11 protein-coding genes and 1 pseudogene are annotated in these 18,194 nt (G+C 64.3%); 5 read left to right on the top strand and 7 right to left on the bottom strand.

What is annotated here, in order from left to right:
* Positions 1-29 precede the first annotated feature (29 nt).
* Both HCU76_RS02020 and HCU76_RS02015 read left to right on the top strand, forming a co-directional pair.
* Positions 30-389, top strand: coding sequence for a hypothetical protein (locus tag HCU76_RS02020; protein ID WP_213955459.1), 360 nt, complete (start codon positions 30-32; stop codon positions 387-389).
* A gap of 9 nt (positions 390-398) precedes the next feature.
* Positions 399-2,498 carry an ATP-binding protein gene (locus HCU76_RS02015; protein ID WP_218508294.1) on the top strand — a complete coding sequence of 700 codons (2,100 nt, stop codon included), beginning with the start codon at positions 399-401 and terminating at the stop codon, positions 2,496-2,498.
* 241 nt (positions 2,499-2,739) lie between these two features.
* Here the strand turns inward: HCU76_RS02015 and HCU76_RS02010 are convergent, their stop codons facing one another.
* The 3 genes from HCU76_RS02010 to HCU76_RS02000 form a co-directional block, all read right to left on the bottom strand.
* Entirely contained in the window at positions 2,740-4,200 is a 1,461-nt protein-coding gene (locus HCU76_RS02010; protein ID WP_218508293.1) for an efflux transporter outer membrane subunit, read from the bottom strand.
* Between the two features lies 1 nt (position 4,201).
* Positions 4,202-7,333, bottom strand: a complete 3,132-nt coding sequence (locus tag HCU76_RS02005; protein WP_371319752.1) for an efflux RND transporter permease subunit — start codon at positions 7,331-7,333, stop codon at positions 4,202-4,204.
* Between the two features lie 62 nt (positions 7,334-7,395).
* On the bottom strand, positions 7,396-8,670 hold the full coding sequence (locus HCU76_RS02000) for an efflux RND transporter periplasmic adaptor subunit (protein ID WP_256353918.1): 1,275 nt from the start codon (positions 8,668-8,670) through the stop codon (positions 7,396-7,398).
* 156 nt (positions 8,671-8,826) lie between these two features.
* On the opposite strand from HCU76_RS02000, the pseudogene garD reads away from it, so the two are divergent.
* A pseudogene (gene garD, locus HCU76_RS01995) lies at positions 8,827-9,286 on the top strand (galactarate dehydratase); the annotation flags it as partial.
* Positions 9,287-9,419: 133 nt separating this feature from the next.
* On the opposite strand, the gene HCU76_RS01990 reads toward garD, so the two are convergent.
* Both HCU76_RS01990 and HCU76_RS01985 read right to left on the bottom strand, forming a co-directional pair.
* Positions 9,420-12,674 carry an SUMF1/EgtB/PvdO family nonheme iron enzyme gene (locus tag HCU76_RS01990; protein ID WP_218508292.1) on the bottom strand — a complete coding sequence of 1,085 codons (3,255 nt, stop codon included), beginning with the start codon at positions 12,672-12,674 and terminating at the stop codon, positions 9,420-9,422.
* A gap of 162 nt (positions 12,675-12,836) precedes the next feature.
* On the bottom strand, positions 12,837-14,567 hold the full coding sequence (locus tag HCU76_RS01985; RefSeq protein ID WP_218508291.1) for an ABC transporter ATP-binding protein/permease: 1,731 nt from the start codon (positions 14,565-14,567) through the stop codon (positions 12,837-12,839).
* 180 nt (positions 14,568-14,747) lie between these two features.
* Between HCU76_RS01985 and HCU76_RS01980 the strand changes: the two genes are divergently transcribed.
* Both HCU76_RS01980 and HCU76_RS01975 read left to right on the top strand, forming a co-directional pair.
* A complete protein-coding gene (locus tag HCU76_RS01980) occupies positions 14,748-14,915 on the top strand; it encodes a hypothetical protein (protein WP_218508290.1) in 168 nt (55 codons plus the stop codon).
* Between the two features lie 92 nt (positions 14,916-15,007).
* Positions 15,008-16,210 carry a radical SAM protein gene (locus tag HCU76_RS01975; RefSeq protein ID WP_218508289.1) on the top strand — a complete coding sequence of 401 codons (1,203 nt, stop codon included), beginning with the start codon at positions 15,008-15,010 and terminating at the stop codon, positions 16,208-16,210.
* A 15-nt stretch (positions 16,211-16,225) separates the two neighbouring features.
* Here the strand turns inward: HCU76_RS01975 and HCU76_RS01970 are convergent, their stop codons facing one another.
* Positions 16,226-16,702: a VOC family protein gene (locus HCU76_RS01970; RefSeq protein ID WP_218508288.1), complete on the bottom strand. Its 477-nt coding sequence runs from the start codon at positions 16,700-16,702 to the stop codon at positions 16,226-16,228.
* Positions 16,695-18,134, bottom strand: coding sequence for a GMC oxidoreductase (locus HCU76_RS01965; RefSeq protein WP_218508287.1), 1,440 nt, complete (start codon positions 18,132-18,134; stop codon positions 16,695-16,697). The genes HCU76_RS01970 and HCU76_RS01965 overlap by 8 nt, the downstream gene beginning before the upstream one ends.
* Positions 18,135-18,194 lie beyond the last annotated feature (60 nt).

Here is an 18,194-nt window from a genome sequence, read left to right as displayed (position 1 = left end):
CCGCCCGGCGCAGGACAGGGACCGATTTGATGTCGAAGATCATGGTTATCGAGGAAGATGGAGCGATGCGCATGCTGATCTCCGAATGGCTGGCCAGCGAGGGGCACGACGTCTGCTCGCTGCGTCGGCTCGACCCTGCGCCTGACGCCACGGTCGACCTGGTCATCCTCGACCTTCCCTATCCGCGCTCGTCCAGCGGCGAGACCGCCCGCGCGGTGCAGGCGGCGCACACCATCTACCCGCGTTCCTCGGTCATCGGCATGTCGACCCAGGTCGGTCGCAGCCTCGGCGGCGATTCCGTCGTGGCCCGTGCGCTCGGCGTCAGCCGATTGCTGGCCAAGCCGTGCAGCCGGGAGGAGATGCTCGGCGCCGTGGCGGCTGCCTTCTAGCTTCATGCCATGACATCGGGTGAACGGCTCCGGCAGCGCATCATTGCCGCGGGCATCGTGCTGGTCACCGTCTTCACCGGCTCGGCGGTGTACGACGGCTGGCGGCTGCACCAGCAGATCATGCTCGCCAACGAACGCGAACTCGGCAACCTGGCCAAGGCGCTGGCCGAGCAAGGCGCCCGGACATTGCAGGCCGTCGACGTGCTGTTGCGCGACACCAGCGTGTGGTGGGAGAGCAGCGGCCGCGTGCTTGCGCCGGAGGCGATCTCCGAAGCCCTGGCGTCGCGCGTGGTCGGCGTCTCGCAGGTGAGCGTGCTCTCGATCGTCAACGCGCAGGGCATGCAGCTGCATCGGTCGCGCATCACGGGTGAGCCGCTGGCCGATGTCTCCGACCGGCCCTATTTCCGGAACCAGCGCGACCGGATGTCGGGCGGGCTGTTCATCAACGATCCGGTGGTCACGCGCACCGAGCGAGTGGCGGCGCTGGTGGTGTCGCGCCGACTGAACAAACCGGATGGCACCTTCGACGGCGTGGTGGCCGCCACCGTCACGCTGCAGGCGATCCAGGCGGCCTATTCGGCGATCGAACTCGGGGAAGGCAGCGCCCTGATCCTGACGCTCGACGACGGCACGCTGGTGGTGCGGCAGCCCGAGATCCCCGGGCGCGACACCAGCCAGCGCTTCCCCGAACTGCCCGCTTTCAAGGGCGACCCGCTGGTCGATCGCGCGGTCAGTCCGGCCGACGGCCGGGCCAAGCTGCTGGCGGCCGTGGGCGTCGGCCACCGGCCGCTGACGCTGACGATCACGCGCGACGAGGACAACGCCCTGCGCCCCTGGCACGACGAGGTGCGCAGCGCCGTCATCCGCACGCTGCTGCTGACCGCGCTGGTGGTGCTGACCATCGCAGGCCTGCTGCGCCAACTGCGGCGGCTGGAGGCCGGTGAAGCCGAGAAGGCCGCGCTGCAGGCCCGGCTGCAGAAGGCCCATCGGCTGGAGTCGCTGGGCACGCTGGCCGGCGGCATCGCCCACGACTTCAACAACATCCTCGGCGCGATCCTCGGCTTCGGCGAGATGGCCCAGCAGCACGCCGTGCCGGGCACCGACATGCGCCGCCACATCGACCGTGTCATGCAGGCCGGCGCGCGGGCGCGCGTGCTGGTGCGCCGGATTCTCGACTTCAGCCGCAGCGGCTTCGCCGAGCGCGTGCCGGTGCCGATCCAGGCGGTCGCGGAAGAGGCCATGGCGATGCTGCGCCCGACGCTGCCCGAAGGCATCCGCTTCGACGCGCGCCTGGAGGCCGGCACGGCGGCGGTGCTGGGCGACGGCACCCAGCTCTACCAGGTCGTCATGAACCTGTGCACCAACGCCGCCCAGGCGATCGGCGATGCCGGCGTCATCGATGTCGGCCTGGACCGCGTGCAGTCCGGCACGCGGCGCCCGCTGCTGCATGGCGAACTCGCCGCGGGGGCCTATGTGCGCCTGACGGTGTCGGACACCGGGCGCGGCATGTCGGCCGAAGTGCTCCAGCGCGCCTTCGATCCCTTCTTCACGACCAAGAAGGTCGGCGAAGGCACGGGGCTCGGGCTGTCGATGGTGCACGGCATCGTGGCCGATCTGGGCGGGGCGATCGACATCGAGAGCCAGCCGGGCCACGGCACCCGGGTGGCCATCTGGCTGCCGGTTTCCGGTGAATTCGAAAGTCTGCCGCAGCGCCCCGAGCCCGGCTGGCCGCTCGGCCAGGGCCAGGTGGTGATGGTGGTGGACGACGAACGGCCGCTGGTCGAACTGGCCGAGGAACTGCTGGCTGAACTGGGCTACGAGCCGGTCGGCTTCGAATCGTCCGAGCGTGCGCTGGACGCCTTCATGGAAGACCCACAGCGTTTCGATGCGGTGCTCACCGACGAGATGCTGCCGGGACTCGCCGGCAGCGAGCTGGCGCGGCGGCTGCTCGCGGTGCGGCCTGGGCTGCCGGTGCTGCTGGTCAGCGGCAACGTCGACGCGGCGCTGGAGCAGCGTGCGCGCGACGTCGGCGTGGTGGCGCTCATGCGCAAGCCGCTGGCGCTGCGGGAGCTGGCCGAGAGCCTCGCGCGGATCTTCGATCGCACGTGAAACGGCCCGGCGCGCCGTAGAAATTCCCGCGCGAGGCGCGATGTCCACGTGGTGCTGCCAGTGTCGAGCGCGCGCGGCTGAACTCGAACAGCCGAACGCAGAAGAAAGACAAAGTTACGCAGAGGTCGCAGAGGAATTCAAAAGAAAGTTTTTGGCATCCCTTTTGCGACCTCTGCGAAACCTTTGCGAAACCTTTGCGACCTCTGCGTTCGGCAGCCCGATCCCGCATCCGGAACGTTGATCAGCCGAGATCGCCCGCCACGCGCGGCGTCTCGCCGGTGTCCCGGAGCCACCCGCCACCCAGCGCCCGGTACAGGTCGACCAGGCTTTCCAGGCGGTCCAGCCGCACCGTCACCAGCGCCTGCTGGGCGTTGTACAGGTCGGTCTGCGCCGTCAGCACGTTCAGGTACCCGTCCACCCCGCTCTCGTAGCGCAGTTGCGAGATGCGCAGCCGCCGGCCTTCCTCGTCTGTGAAGCGCCGCGCCGCGGCCAACTGGTCGTCGTAGGTGCTGCGTGCGGCGAGGCCGTCGGACACCTCGCGGAACGCCGTCTGTATTGCCTTCTCGTACTGCGCGATGCCGATGTCCTTGCGCACCTGCGCGATGTCCAGATTGGCGCGATTGGTGCCGGCATCGAAGATCGGCAGCACCAGCGAGGGGGCGAAGGACCATGCGCTGGAACCGGCGCCGAACAGTCCGCCCAGCGTCGGGCTGGCCGAGCCGAACGCGCCGGTCAGCGTGATGCGCGGAAAGAAGGCCGCGCGGGCGGCGCCGATGTCCGCATTCTCCGAACGCAACTGCGCTTCAGCCTGCAGGATGTCAGGGCGTCGTGTGAGCAGGTCGGAGGGCAGGCCGGCCGGCACGTCGTCGCGGATGGCCTGCTCGCTCAGCCGCACCGGGGCCGGAAGGTTCTCCGGCAGGGGCTCGCCGATCAGCAGCACCAGCGCGTTCCCGGCCTGCGCGCGCAGGCGCAGTTGCGCGGCCTCGTTGACGCGGGCCTGGTCGACCAGCGTCTGCGCCTGGCTCAGGTCGAGATCCGACGCGGTACCGACGTCGAAGCGGCGCTGCACGATCGCCAGGGAACTCGTGACGGCCTCCAGCGTGGCGCGCGTGACGGCCAGTTGTTCGTCGCTGGCGAGGGTCGCGAGGTACTGGTCGGCGACCTCCGACACCAGCAGGATCTCGGCGGCCTGGCGCGCGTGCGCGCTGGCCATGTATTGCTCGAAGGCCGCGTCGCTGAGGCTCTGCAAGCGGCCGAAGAAATCGACTTCCCAGGCTGCCGACAGCGCCACTGTCTTCGAATGCGTCAGCAGCGTGTTGCCGCTCGGCTCCAGGCTGCCCGGGGTGCGCGACTGCGCGCCTTGCACGCCGGCCGAGACCTGCGGGAACAGGGCCGCGCGCTGGACGCCGTACTGCGCGCGCACCTGCTTCACGTTCAGCATCGCGACGCGCAGATCGCGGTTGTTCTGCAGCGCGATCTCCACCAGGCGCTGCAGGCGCGCATCGGCGAGGAAGTCATGCCAGCCGATGTCCGTGGCGGGCAACTGCCCTGCCCCGGCATTCGCCGCTGTTCCCTGGCCCTCGACCAGGGGATAGGCGGCGGCGACCGGCGCGGCGGGTCGCTGATAGAGCGGCTGCAGCGAACAGCCGGCCGCGGCGATGGCGGCGGCTGCCGCGAGGGCGCAGAGCGGGAGGGTGCGCATGTCAAGCTCCTTCGAGAGTTGCGTTGGCGTTGGTGTTCGCGCCGGCGTTCGCGGCCCCGGCCGGCAGTTGCGGCGCTGGCGCCGGCTTCGTCCGCGCCAGCCGGCCCGCGACCACGACGTAGAACATCGGGATCATGAAGATGGCGAGGAAGGTCGCCGCGGTCACGCCGCCAATCACGCCGACCCCGATCGCGTTCTGGCTGGCCGAGCCGGCGCCCCGGGCGAGCGCCAGCGGCAGCACGCCCAGCCCGAAGGCCAGCGAGGTCATGACGATCGGCCGCAAGCGCATGTGCGCCGCCTCGATGGCCGCATCCAGCGCGCTGCGCCCCTCGGCCTGCAGGTCGCGTGCGAACTCCACGATCAGGATGGCGTTCTTCGCCGACAGCCCGATGGTCGTGAGCAGGCCGACCTGGAAATAGACGTCGTTGGACAGGCCGCACAGGGTGGTCGCGGCCAGCGCACCCAGCACGCCGAGCGGGATGACCAGAATGACGGACAGCGGGATCGCCCAGCTCTCGTACAGCGCGGCAAGGCAGAGGAACACCACCAGGATCGACAGCGCATAGAAGTACGGCGCCTGCGAGCCCGACTGCTGTTGCTGCAGAGAGATGCCGGTCCATTCGAAGCCGACGCCGGGCGGCATCTGCTTCATCAGGCGCTCCATCGCGGCGATGGCCTGGCCGGTGCTGCGGCCCGGCGCGGCCTGCCCCTGGATCTCGATCGCGGGCACGCCGTTGTAGCGCTGCAGTTGCGGCGGTCCCCAGCTCCACGAGCCCTTCGCGAAGGCCGAGTACGGCGTCATGCCACCCTGCGCGTTGCGCACGTAGAGGCGGTCCAGGTCCTCCGGGTTCATGCGGTACGGCGCGTCGGCCTGCACGTACACCTTCTTGATGCGGCCATCGGTGTCGAGGAAGTTGTTGACGTAGCGCGCCCCCCAGGCGATCGAGAAGGCCTGGTCGGAATCGGCGATGGCAACGCCCAGGGCGCTGGCCTTCTCGCGGTCCGCCTCGACCTTGAAGGTCGGGTTGTCGGCCAGCCCGTTTTGACGCACCAGCGCAAGGTCCGGGTCGTGGCGGGCGAGGTCCAGCAGCTTGTCGAGTGCCTGCATCAGCTTCTCGTGGCCGACGCCGCCGCGGTCCTCCAGTTCGAAGTCGAAGCCGTCCGCCGTGCCCAGCCCCTGGATCGCGGGCGGGTTGATCGGGATGATCACCGCGTCCTTGAACGGCGCGAAGCGCTTGGTCAGGCGCGCAGTCAGGGCGTTGGCGCTGAGCTCGGGCCGCGTGCGCTCGTGAAAGTCCTTCAGCTGCACATACACCAGGCCCTGGTTCTGGCCGCGGCCGGCGAAGTTGAAGCCGTTCACCTGGAAGCTGGCCTGGACGGTGTCGGCCTCGTCCTTCGCCAGGTAGTCGCTGATGGTCTCGAGCACGCCGCCCGTTCGTTCCATGCTCGCGCCGGGCGGCGTCTGCACCTGGATGTAGAGGAAGCCCTGGTCCTCCGTCGGCAGGAAGGAGGTCGGCAGGTGGACGAACATCCACCCCACCGCGGCGATGATCGCCGCATAGATCACGAACCAGCGCCCGGCGCGGCCGATCACGTGGCGCACGCCGTGCACATAGCCGTCGCGCGAGCTGTCGAACTGGCGGTTGAACCAGCCGAAGAAGCCCGTCTTCGGCGTGCCCGATTCCCGGTCGGCGGGCTTCAGGATCAGCGCGCACAGCGCCGGCGTGAGCGTCAGCGCGACGAACACCGACAGCAGCATCGCCGAGACGATCGTGAGCGAGAACTGCCGGTAGATCGCGCCCACCGTGCCGCCCGAGAACGCCACCGGCACGAACACGGCGCACAGCACCATCGCCACGCCGACCAGCGCGCCGGAGATCTGCTGCATCGCCTTGCGGGTCGCGTCGGCCGCCGACAGGCCTTCTTCCTCCATGACGCGCTCGACGTTCTCCACCACGACGATCGCGTCGTCCACCAGCAGGCCGATCGCCAGCACCAGGCCGAACATCGACAGCGTGTTGATGGTGAAGCCCAGCGCCGCCATCACGCCGAAGGTGCCCAGCAGCACCACCGGCACCGCGATGGTGGGTATGAGGGTGGCGCGGATGTTCTGCAGGAACAGCAGCATCACCAGGAACACCAGTGCGATGCCTTCGAACAGGGTCTTCACGACTTCCTTGATCGACTCGCGGATGAAGGGCGTCGAGTCGTTCGGGTACACCACCTTCAGCCCGGGCGGGAAGTACTTCGAGAGCTCCTCGATGCTGCCGCGCACCGCCTTCGCCGTCGCCAGCGCATTGCCGCCGGTGGACAGCTGCACCGCGATGCCGGCGGCCGGCTTGCCGTTGTAGTGGGTGTCGACGGCGAAGTTCTCGGCACCCAGGTCGATGCGCGAGACATCCCGCAGGCGCACCTGCGAGCCGTCCGGCAGCACCTTCAGCAGGATCGCGCCGAAGTCCTCCGGCGTGCGCAGCAGCGTCGCGGCCGTGATGGTGGCGGTGAGCTGCTGGTTGCCCACGGCAGGCGCCCCGCCCAGCTGGCCGCCGGAGACCTGCACGTTCTGGTTGGTCACGGCCGTGGTCACGTCTACCGGCGTGAGCGCGTAGCTGTAGAGCTTCTGCGGGTCCAGCCAGATCCGGATCGCGTACTGCGTGCCGAACACGTTGAGGTTGCCCACGCCGTCGAGCCGGCTGACCGGGTCCTGGACATGCGAGACGATGTAGTTGGCAATGTCGAACTTGTTCATGCTGCCGTCCGTCGACACGAAGGCCGCCACCAGCAGCGTCGAGCTGCTGGACTTGGTGATGCGCACGCCGGTCTGCTGCACCTGCGCCGGCAACAGCGGCGTGGCCAGCTGCAGCTTGTTCTGCACCTGCACCTCCGCGATGTCCGGATTGGTGCCGGGCGCGAAGGTCAGCGTGGTGGTCGACTGGCCGGTGTCATCGCTGGCCGAGGACAGGTACAGCAGGTGGTCGAGCCCGCTCATCGATTGCTCGATGACCTGGACCACCGTGTCCTGCACGGTGGTCGCCGAGGCGCCGGGATAGCTGGTCGTGATCTGCACCGTGGGCGGCGCGATCTGCGGGTACTGCTCGACCGGCAGCGTGAAGATCGACAGGGCCCCCGCCAGCATGATGAGGACGGCGAGCACGATCGCGAAGATCGGCCGCGCGATGAAGAACCTGGCATGGCGGATCACTCCTGGTTGGCGCTGGAGGCGACGACGGGGTGGACGGCCGCGCTGCCCGCAGCTGCGACCTTCACCGGCGCCAGCGGCGTGAGGGCCGCCGGTGGCGCCAGCGACGCGAGGGGTGCGCCGGGCGCGCCCTCCGGGGCCGTTTCCACCGGCCGCACCAGCGCGCCGTCCCGCACCTTCTGCAGTCCCGCCACGATCACTTTCTCACCATCGACCAGGCCGCCGTCGACGACCCAACGGTCGCCGATGGTGCGCGTCGCCTGCACCGTGCGCAGCGCGACCTTGTTGTCCGGACCGACGACGAACACCGTCGCCTGGCCCTTCGGATCGTGGGTCACGCCGACCTGCGGCACCAGCAGCGCGGCGTCGTCCACGCCCTGGTCGATGCTGGCGCGCACGAACATGCCCGGCAGCAGCACATGCTCCGGATTCGGGAAGACCGCGCGCACCGTTACCGAGCCGGTGCCGGCATCGACCGTGATGTCGCTGAACTCGAGCTTGCCCGGCTGCGGGTACCGGGTGCCGTCTTCCAGCGTGAGTTGCACCTTCGCCGCGTCGGCGCCGTCGAGCTTCAGCTTGCCGGAGGCGAGGTCGCGCCGCCATTGCAGCCCGGCCAGGCTGGAGCGGTTCAGGTCCACGTAGATGGGGTCCACTTGCTGCACGGTGGACAGCAGCGTCGCGGTGCTGCCCTGCACGTAGGCGCCCTGCGTCACCTGCGAGATGCCGACGCGGCCGCTGATCGGCGAGACCACGTCGGTGTAGGCCAGGTTGATGCGCGCAGCCTCGACTGCTGCCTTGCCGGAGGCGACCGCGGCTTGCGCCTCGCCCTGCGCGGCGACCGCGTTGTCCAGGTCCTGCTTGCTCACCGCGTTGGCGTCGATGAGTTGCCGGTCGCGCTGCGCCAACGCGTTGGCCGAAACCAGGCTGGCCTGCGCGTTCTGCAGCGAGGCCAGCGCGCCGTCGAGCGCGGCGCGGTAGGGCGCCGGATCGATGCGGTAGAGCGACTGGTTCGCCTTGACGTCCGAGCCCTCCTCGAACTCGCGCTTCAGTACGATGCCGTCGACCCGCGCGCGCACCTGCGCCACCAGGTAGGCCGAGGTGCGGCCCGGCAACTCGGTGGTGATCGGCACTGGCTGCCGGTGCACGGCGACCACCTCCACTTCGGGCGCCTGTGCCACGGGCGCATGTGGTTTCGAATCTCCGCATCCCGCCAGCAGGAGGACGCAAAGGGCGGCGCTGCCGCGGCTGCGCATGAGTGCTTGGAGTGAGTGCATGGAAGCGGCTCCTGTCAGTGGACGATGGGGTTGCTGTCAGTGAGAGCCGATCGTGCGGGGCCTGCGTTGCGCTCGGGTTTCAGGCGCACGGGCTCGTGTTTCAGCTGTAGCGCAGGCCCGCTTGTCGACGACGAGAGGCAGCCGCAACCGCTCAGGGACACCACGCCGGTCAACAAGAAGGACGGGTTGTCGAACATCGTTGAGAAGGCGATAGGCTCGCGATCGTGAAGTCGGGCAGCTCGCCGATCTCTGGCGACATTTCTCCAGGCGAGAAGCTGGAGCAGAAGGGACATGTGGCCACGTCGGCGAGCGACTTCATCTGCGACACGCTGCGGGCATGAATCTGCATGTGTTTACGAAGGGCCGCGGCACGCTGTACGGCCTAGCCTGCCGATCATCAAGGTGGCCCACGCGGGCTGACCTGCCACACCACTGGCAGGACCTGATGAACATCAACGCGGGCACCATCGCCACGGGGGAGAAGACCATCGCGGACGTGGGGTGGGAGATGTTCCAGCTGATGCTGGACGTGGCCAGCGGTCGCAAGAAGACCTGGACCGAGCACTGGAAGCTGCACAACGCGCTGGTGTTGTTCAATCCGGCGCCGGTGACTTGAGGGAGCGTAGACGCATCAAGCCGCATGGCGGAAACTGGGCCATCGCATGAACCAACGCGTATTCGCGACAAGGTAACTCACAGGCGCGCACCAGAAGGACCTGGCCTGCACTCGCTGCGTCAACGCCCCGGACTCAACCTGTCAGTTTGCGAATCACTCGAAATCCCAGGAACTCATTGCGATGGCCTGGAAACTGACCGCCGCGAAATCCGGCGCGACTGAACTTGTCGAGGTGAAACCATGAACCGCCGCGTACGGACAGTCGGTCACATTGATCGGTTGCGGCTCCACCAAGTTTGCTGGCATCCAGAACTGGTGCGTATTCGCTGCACGTCCACTCCAAGACATTTCCTGCCATGTCGGTCAAGCCGTTCGGGGTATCGGCGGTAGCGAAGACTCCCACAGGACTTGTGCAGCGCAAATGGGAATAATCGCCATTAATTTGACAGGGCTTGACTTTCGCACTGCCCCACGGCCATTTGCGCCCTTTCTTGCCACGTGCGGCGGCCTCCCATTGGGCCTCAGTGGGCAGCACGATATTCTGTTCACTTTGCGCGGAAAGCCATCGGCAGTAGGCATTGGCTTCAAACAGGCTGATGCCGACAACCGGCTGTGAAGGCTGGTTGAATGCTGCGTTCGCCCACTCTTGAGGCAGGCGGTACGCGTGGGCGCCCCATCGTGATTCCAGTAGTCTCTCGATTGCGTCATTATCTTTTTCAGCGTTCGCTTTGAGCCACCCGCGTTGAGACGCAGTGCAAGGCACGCGCGCGAGCGTGCCCCCGAGATCATCGCGCGCTTTGCGGAAAATATTTCGCCATTCTTTTACCTCTTCGTTGTCACGTAATCCATCTTTCCACCACTCCAATTCCCGGCCGCTCCCCCACCAATGTTCGCAGTTGTAACCGCCATCATCGACGAAACAACGGTACTCGGAGTTGGTAACCGGTGCAAATGCCATTTCAAACGCCTCGATGCCGACATCGGTAACAGGTTTCTCATCAGGCTGATCGCCACGCACGCCAATGCGATACACGCCAGCTTCGATGCGAATCCACTTCGTCGGCATTTTGAAGCGCACTTCCTCCTTGGTTTGTCCTTCCAGATAACGTGGATCTCCCAGTTGACCAAGAATCTGGCCTGCCTCGATGCGTTGCCGCAAGTCGACCGTGACATCGCCACTCCGGGTCAGAAGCGCCGCGCGAAGGGGAACCAGTTGTTCCGACCACTCTCGCTTGCTGTTGAGACGCGCCAGCGACGCAGCCGCGGCGCGTCCAGCCAGAGCTAGATTGGTCGCACTCAGGTGGCGAATCCAATCTATCGGATTGCCGCTCAATTGCACAGCAATTTTGACAGCCTCTTCCCAGGTACTTAGCGCAGGTGCTGGAAGGGGTTCGTTCGTTTCCAGGGCAGCCCAAACGTCGTGGAAAGGCACAAGCTCAGGAGCTGGGAAAATCAATTTCGGATTGTCCGGACTTTCATTTTTCACCAGACGGTTTCTCAGATTTCGCCCGACGAAGAACTCATGCCACAGGGGGTGTCGGTATTCGAGAAAGGTGCCCTCACTGCCATCCTTCTCGTCCGGGGGGCTCCATCCGTGGATGAATCCCAATGCCTTTGCTGCCTGCAACAAAACACGGGGATGCGGAGGCTCCGTGACAGCAAGATCGAAAGGCGCCTCGTCATGGGGTGACGCGTTAGCTTGGCGCAACACCTCGGCCAACTGCAAGAGCATCTCCCTCTGGCTGAACTTATACGGATCGACCCCTCCCTCCTTCGACGAGCGAATAAGGGACTCCGCGTGCGCGTCAAAGCCCCTCAAGAGCCAACCATCTTCCGGAGTAGCACGAAGGTCATATTTCCACGGACGGTCGGGGCGAACGGCGAACTCGAGTTCGTCCTGGCTTAACAAACCCTCGGCCCTTAATGCCCCGTCTGGTCTGTCATTCAACTCACGATGCAGGCGCAACCAGACAATGCCGCTCAATTGTTCACCGAGATCAACAGCGAGCCGCCCCGTCGCTTCGTGCAGCTCGCACTGTGCGTGCAAATTGAACGGCACCCGACACATCTCACGGAGCTTGTCTGTCCCTGGCTTATGTAGTGCGCTCAATACTGCGCCTGCTTCACGTTTTTGGCAATACTTGTCAATTTGCTCGTCGCTCCACTCAGCGAGACGTATAGGACGAGGTACTAGTTTTTTTCCACGCAGTCCTTCGCCGATTTCCAGTGTTCGCACGCTGAAAACCGGAGCGAGGCGGCCATTGGATGAGTTGCTCAAGTCGGCAGCCCACTTTGCCCAACGCCCCATGGCTTTAGCGCGTGAAGCCTTGTCATTCGGACTTATTTCATTCAAGCCGTCCGCCAAGATACGGATTTGCGCCCAGTGGCACGCTTCATCCCAGCCGAGAAAGCTATTTTTGGTTTCTTCTTTCCAGAGATACTTGAGCCACTCGTTTGGCTCCGGATCGGCTAATGTATACGAGGAAAGCGACACCCAAAAGCACAACTCCTTCGGCTTCTCTCTTTTCTCAATGGCCCGCAATCCTTCTGTCGCCGTGCGCAATTCGTGGTGTTGCAATGCAGTGGATTTTCCGCCTCCGGGCTCCCCCATCAGCATCCAGGCATCCGCATCGGGCTGCGCTTCCAGCAGTGCAGCCAAGTCCTCATAATCGGGCTCTGGCAGACCACGAAACTTATCTGCCTTGAACCGAAGCTCGACGAAAAGACGGCTCAAATCTCCATTATTTGGAGAGCACCATTTTGCAACTCGTTTGACAAGATAGCTGCGCAAATCAGTTACCCTTTCGTTGAACGCTCTACCCGCAAGCTGCAGGAGGTCCGTCGGCAACTGCGGCAACGATTTCGAACTGTCTGCTAGTAAAAATTCGTGAAATATTCTCTGATTTTCTTCAAGCTGTCCGTCATCGATTCCCCTGAGTCCACCACGCATTTCATATGCCTCGGTCTGGCACAATTCGGCAATGCTTTCAACGACTGCTTCCAGTTGCGGAGTTTTGGACTTGAGATCCCAGCCCGCGAGATCAAAGTAATTCAGGGTTCGGAATTCCATTGGCAGCTTACAGTCAACCTGAATTACGACGGAAACGACTTTTTCATCGAGGAGTCCCTCGTGCGCTTCTGCGCGAACCCAGCGAGACCTCACCGACTCTTTTGACCACAGAACCACCACGGCGAGTGCGGAGTCAATTTTTGCCTCGAGCATCGGGGAAAATGGCTTGCTTCCCCGCATCTGCGTATCCACAAAAACAGTGAAATTCGCACCCTTAAGGTAAGTTTTCAGTGCCTCGGCACACTTACCATCGGCTCTCGAATAGCTTATGAAAACTTGCTGACCTGGCGGCGGTGGTGGTGGTGGTGGTGAGTTCATAGCTTGTGATTGAACTAGTGTGAGACCTTTGATCAACTTCGCGGATGGCGAGCCACAGCGGCAAACATCTTGACGCGAACCACTCGATTCCGGCAAGTACTCGCGTTGCTGAAAGAGAGGACGAAACGGCGTTCGAACCAGCAGGAAATCTGCAAGGCGCGACTACGGGCTCGCCGCCACAATCCGACCGCTGTCCACGCGAAGCATTCGCCCATGGAAGGGATGCACGCTTCTACGATGGGCAATGGACGTCAACGTGGCGTCGGCCAGCCGCATCCGGAGGAGTTTGTAGATCGCACGCTCATCCGCCTCGTCCAGCGCCGACGTCGCCTCGTCCAGAAACAGCCAATCCGGTTGCACCACAAGCGCTCGCGCAATCGCAAGTCGCTGAACCTCCCCGCCAGAAAGTCGGCGTTCCCACGCATCGATCCGGTGCATTTCTTCCTTCAGGTGATGCAAACCGACGTCCTCCAATGCCTTGGCCACGGCGTCATCCGGTATCTCCGCTTCGGGCAGCGGATAACACACAGCGTGCTTGAGCTTGCCAAGCGGCATGTAGGGCCGCTGAGGCAGGAAGAGCGCCGTGCCCTTTCCGCAGGTCAACTTACCGCCGCCGTAGGGCCAGATTCCTGCAAGGATCTTGAACAGGCAGGACTTGCCAGAACCGCTCGGGCCCTGGATCAGCAAGTGGTCGCCGCGAACGAACGTCAGATTGACGTCTCTCAGCACGCGTCGCCCGTCCGGCAGGTCGATGTCCGTGTTGGTCAGGGTGATCCGCTCTGAGTCATCCCGGCAGACTTCCACCGCGATGCCCGGGCGCCGGCTGTCCCGCATCGCACGCTGGAATCCAGCCAGCCGATCGACTGTCGCCAGCCACTCCGTGACCGCGGCATAGTTGTCGACAACCCAGGCCAACCCAGCCTGCACCTGCACGAAGGCATTGCTCGCCTGGAAGATGCCCCCCAATGCCATCCGTCCGGCGAAGTAGGCCGGTGCCGTTACCGCGAGCGGAAAGACCAGCACCACCTGACCGTAGCCGGACGTCATGAAGGTCAGCCGTCTGGTCAAGACCATGATCTCGCGCCAATTCGACACGACCGCGCCGAGTCGGCCATCGAGTTCGCGCTTCTCTGCGGCCTCTCCACCATGCAGGGCAATACCTTCCGCGTTCTCCGAAAGCCTCATCAAGCCGAACCGCAGGTCCGCCTCGGCCTTCTGCTGCTGGAAGTGCAGGGGCGAGAGCCGCCTGCCAATCAGGTGCGACAGGCCGGTGCCGAGGACCGCGTAGGCCAGTGCGACCCACACCAGATAGCCGTGGACGGTGACGCCCGCGACGACGATGTCCCCGGAGATCGACCACAGCAGGACGACGAAGCACAGCAGCGTCGCAACGGCCCGCATCAGGCCGGTGCCAAGCAGCAGCGTGTTGTCGACAAACAGGCGTATGTCTTCCGCGATGCGCTGATCCGGGTTGTCGGTGCCCGTCTGTTCAAGTCCCATCCTGAAATAGGTATGGTCTGCCAGCCACTGGCCCACATAGCGATCCGTCATCCATCTGCGCCAGTTGATCTGCAGCAACTGCCGCAGGTACAGCGCGTAGACGGTGACGAGCACCGAGACGATCAGGATCGTCGAGAAGCCCGGCATGAATCCGCCAGTGGGCATCTGGCGACCCAGCAGCAGCAGTCCGAGGAACTGGTCCCAGTCCTTTGCTTCCAGGGCGTTGTAGAACTCGCGCTGCCAGTAGGTCAGGAGCACTGATATGGCAACGAGCAGGAGGTTCAGCACCACGATCGAAAACAGCAGGGCGCAGGCCGGCCAACGCTGGTCACTTTGCCAATACGGCATGCAGAGGCGTCGAGCCTCACGCAGGGTGTCGTCAAGACGGCGCATCCAACCCTCCTGTGTGCAATCAATGCCGCCCGTTTCTCGCACGCTGGTGGCGCGACAGGGAGTGAACTATTACTTTAGAACGTTTGACCTACCAGAACGATTCGGGTAATTTGAGGCGTGGGCTGCCCACACCACGTCTTCTTCTCCCTCATCCTTCCGACTTGCACAGGAGTTACCCAGATGGAAACCCAAGGTCGAATCGTGACGCCGCTTTCATTGTCGATTGCGCTGGCCAAAGCAGCCTTCGAGCGCGGACAACTGGACAACTACAAACCCTTGCAGAGCCTCAAGGCCTCCGGTGCCCCCAGCACGCCAAAGGCGTCCTGGGGCCCGATGATGAAGAGGTGAATTTGCGTCGCCCGCATTTCGCTTCACGCGTATGCTGCCCCCCGCGCGAGCGCAGCGTGCGCGAATCGCTCGAGTGAAGGCTTGAGCAGGAGATGCACGGTTCGTTCGGCCCCATCGAACTGATCGTCCTGCAAGGCACGTCGTTCTGCAATCTCAATTGCAGCTATTGCTATCTGTCGGAGTCAAGCCGCAAGCAGCGCGGCTCAATGTCGCTCGAAGCCATCGAGTCCGTCTTCTCACGCATCCTCGCAAGCCCCTACGTGGGCGAAACCCTGCATGTCAGCTGGCATTCGGGCGAGCCGCTGGTCTTGCCGCCCGACTACTACCGCCGTGCCATCGATCGAATCCTTGGCCTGAAGAAGCAGTTACTTCCACACGGGCTCCGGGTACGGTTTGACATCCAGACCAACGGAACGCTGATCGATGCGTCCTGGTGCGAGTTCTTCAAGGACTACCGCGACGTGCTCGGCGTCGGCGTCAGTTGCGACGGCCCGGATTTCCTTCATGACGCGCATCGCCACACGTGGGCGGGCAAGCCGACGCATCGCCAGACGGTACGCGGCATGGATATGCTGCGCGCGAACGACATCGTCTTCGACATCATCGCGGTCGTGTCGGAAAAAGGCTTGGCATACCCCAGGGAGTTCCTGAACTTCTTCCGGCCGTATGCCGGCCGTATCGGCGAGTTTCATTTCAACCTGCTCGACGAATTTACTGGAAACGCTCCCTCGCCCGCGTGGACAGCACGCTATGCCGGGAAGTACGAGCGTTTCCTGGAGAGCTTGCTATCGGAGATTCGAAGCACCGACGATGCGCTGGTCGTTCGGAATTTCAGCAGCTTCTTCGAGCATTTGCTTGCTGACGCGGAGGGCGCGGCGCAACGCACTGCGCGCACCTTGAGTCGACCATTCAAGACGCTCAACATCGACATTGCCGGCAATGTCTCGACCTTCTACGCCGGGCTGGCGGAAGACGGCTGCAAGGACATCTATGGCGATGGACGTGGCCTGACGGTGGGCAACCTCCTGTCTCAGGAACTCGAAGACATCGCCCGGTCCCCCAAGCTACAGCGCATCGCCGACGATTTCGAGCGCAGCCATCGGGCCTGCGAGTCGAGTTGCGAATTTGCGTCGGTCTGTCCCGGTGGCTACAACCTCGTGAAGCACAACCGATTCGGAACCTTCGAGGCGACTGAAACACCCGAGTGCTTCGTGCACGTCAAGACCTTTGCGCGGGTCATGCTGCAAGACATCGAGCGAAGCATTTCCCCGGCGCACCCGACACCCACGGCGTGACGGCGCACAACGCGCTTACGCGATCGATGCCTCGGATTCACGGCCGAGATCCGTCTCGTCGAAAGCGCGGACAGGGCACGAGATTTCGAGCTGGATTCCATTGGGGTCGTGGAAGAAGATCGAGCGTGCGTGGCCGAGGTCGATCACCGACGAGGTGTCCACCCCGAGATTCACAAGCTCCGAACGCCGTTGCTCCAGGGCATCGAGTGTCGAGACCCTGAGAGCGACGTGATACATGCCTGCCGGAACACCGAGCGCGCCGTTGATGCCGGTGTCGTAGTTGTCGGGGATACCGCGGACGCCCTTGGCTTCCATGAATACGAGATATTGGCCGTCGCCCACGTCGAACGAAACCTGGCGCATGGTGCCGCCTTCGCGGATGTGGATCTTCTCGTCGGCCTTGCAGGCGAACCTCAATGTGCGACTGTAGAAGCGGATCGTCGCCTCCATGTCGTGGGTCGACAGACCCACATGCGAAAAGCCCTCAGCCATGGTCTCGTTCCCTTGCGGCGTGCGTCACCAAAGAGCCCAGATGATCCGCGAGGCGGAGCGCGAGCGCAATCAGTGTGAAGGTTGGATTCGCCCAACTGCTGGTGGGGAACACACTGCTGCCGGCGATATATAGGTTGTCGATGCCATGTACACGGCAGTCGCTATCTACGACACCTTCTGTGCTGGTCGCGGACATTCGCGTGGTACCGATGTGGTGATTGGTGGGGATGAACGTGCGCCCGCGCGAAGTCGATCCCGAAGGCCGTCCAGGCGAGAGGTGCCCGGCACCGCATCGCGCAAACTCTTCCGCCAGCAACCGGCACGTGATGTCGTAGCTTCGCTGGTCGAGCGAGTCGAGCTGCCAGTCCAGCCGGACGCGGCGCAAGCCGATGGCATCGCGCGAATCGGATAGTTGCAATGCGCTGTTCGGATTGGGGGCCTGCTCCATGAACAATCCCAGACGCGGCGGTTCACTGCTGGGCATGTCGGGTGTCCTGTAGACATGCGCGCGAGCATTCAGGATCTTCTCCGTTTGCTGGGCCCGGGTCGTGAGTCCCAGTGCCAGCATGAATTGCTGCCCACCGATCCCGTTCGATTGGTGGAGCGAATGCTCAAACCAGTCTGCATGCGTCAGTTCGAGCGCGTGGACTGCTTCGTGCGGATGCTCCATGAAGAAGCGTCCGACGAGCCCGGTCTCGTTGCCGATGCCCGCGGGATGGTGCCCGTTGGCATTGAGCAGGAGCCGCGGCGTCTCGATGCCTCCGCAAGCCAGGACAACGACATCCGCCGCCACGCGGCCCTCGCGGCCGTCGAGCGTCCGCACGAGCAACTCAAGGACCTTGGTGCCATCCCGGCTCAACTGGATGTCAGCAACGCTTGCATGCACGAGCGCGGTCAAGCTCTTCGAGGCTTCGAACGCGTCCCGAAACTGTGCGCCGAAGCGCGCGATGGACGTGCCAAAGCGCCAGACCGAAGGTGTGACCAAGGTGGCGTCGAAGGGCAGATCGACCGCCTTGCCCGCCACGCTATGTGCATCGAAATCCGCGCGATCCAGGTTGACCACCGAAGCGGCACGCGCATAGAAAGGCGCCAGTTGCGCGGCCTCGATGGGCCAACCACTTTCAGGCACCCATTCACGCCGCACGAAATCATGGTCGTCCAACACGGCGCACCACCCCGCCCACAGGCTGGAAGATCCACCGAAGCCCCGCGCCCGCGAGTCGGTCAACGAGTAGTCCCAACCGACGGACTCGCCTTGCGAGAGTGCGTTCACGTCGTCGCAGTTCTTGAGGCCACCGCTCTCGATCAGGAGCACCGGGCCGACGCTTGCGAGTTCTCTTGCGATCGTGATGCCTGCCGGGCCGGCGCCGACGACGGCGAACTGCGTTGCGCGGTTCAACGGACAGTCGGCCTTGCGTGCGTCGAGAAACATGGGCAGATGCAGAGCGTGCAGATGACCGGGTTGGGATTGCAATGGATACTAGCGGCACCC

This window comes from Variovorax sp. dw_308, assembly GCF_019207085.1.
GTDB lineage: Bacteria > Pseudomonadota > Gammaproteobacteria > Burkholderiales > Burkholderiaceae_C > Variovorax.
Note: the sequence above shows the minus strand (reverse complement) of the source record. Positions and strands in the feature narration are given on the sequence as shown.

Bases quoted from the DNA above. Each gene is read 5' to 3' on its own strand.
- HCU76_RS02020 (WP_213955459.1), top strand. From the start codon at position 30: ATGTCGAAGATCATGGTTATCGAGGAAGATGGAGCGATGCGCATGCTG.
- HCU76_RS02015 (WP_218508294.1), top strand. From the start codon at position 399: ATGACATCGGGTGAACGGCTCCGGCAGCGCATCATTGCCGCGGGCATC.
- HCU76_RS02010 (WP_218508293.1), bottom strand. From the start codon at position 4,200: ATGCGCACCCTCCCGCTCTGCGCCCTCGCGGCAGCCGCCGCCATCGCC.
- HCU76_RS02005 (WP_371319752.1), bottom strand. From the start codon at position 7,333: ATGCTGGCGGGGGCCCTGTCGATCTTCACGCTGCCGGTCGAGCAGTAC.
- HCU76_RS02000 (WP_256353918.1), bottom strand. From the start codon at position 8,670: ATGCACTCACTCCAAGCACTCATGCGCAGCCGCGGCAGCGCCGCCCTT.
- HCU76_RS01990 (WP_218508292.1), bottom strand. From the start codon at position 12,674: ATGAACTCACCACCACCACCACCACCGCCGCCAGGTCAGCAAGTTTTC.
- HCU76_RS01985 (WP_218508291.1), bottom strand. From the start codon at position 14,567: ATGCGCCGTCTTGACGACACCCTGCGTGAGGCTCGACGCCTCTGCATG.
- HCU76_RS01980 (WP_218508290.1), top strand. From the start codon at position 14,748: ATGGAAACCCAAGGTCGAATCGTGACGCCGCTTTCATTGTCGATTGCG.
- HCU76_RS01975 (WP_218508289.1), top strand. From the start codon at position 15,008: ATGCACGGTTCGTTCGGCCCCATCGAACTGATCGTCCTGCAAGGCACG.
- HCU76_RS01970 (WP_218508288.1), bottom strand. From the start codon at position 16,702: ATGGCTGAGGGCTTTTCGCATGTGGGTCTGTCGACCCACGACATGGAG.
- HCU76_RS01965 (WP_218508287.1), bottom strand. From the start codon at position 18,134: ATGTTTCTCGACGCACGCAAGGCCGACTGTCCGTTGAACCGCGCAACG.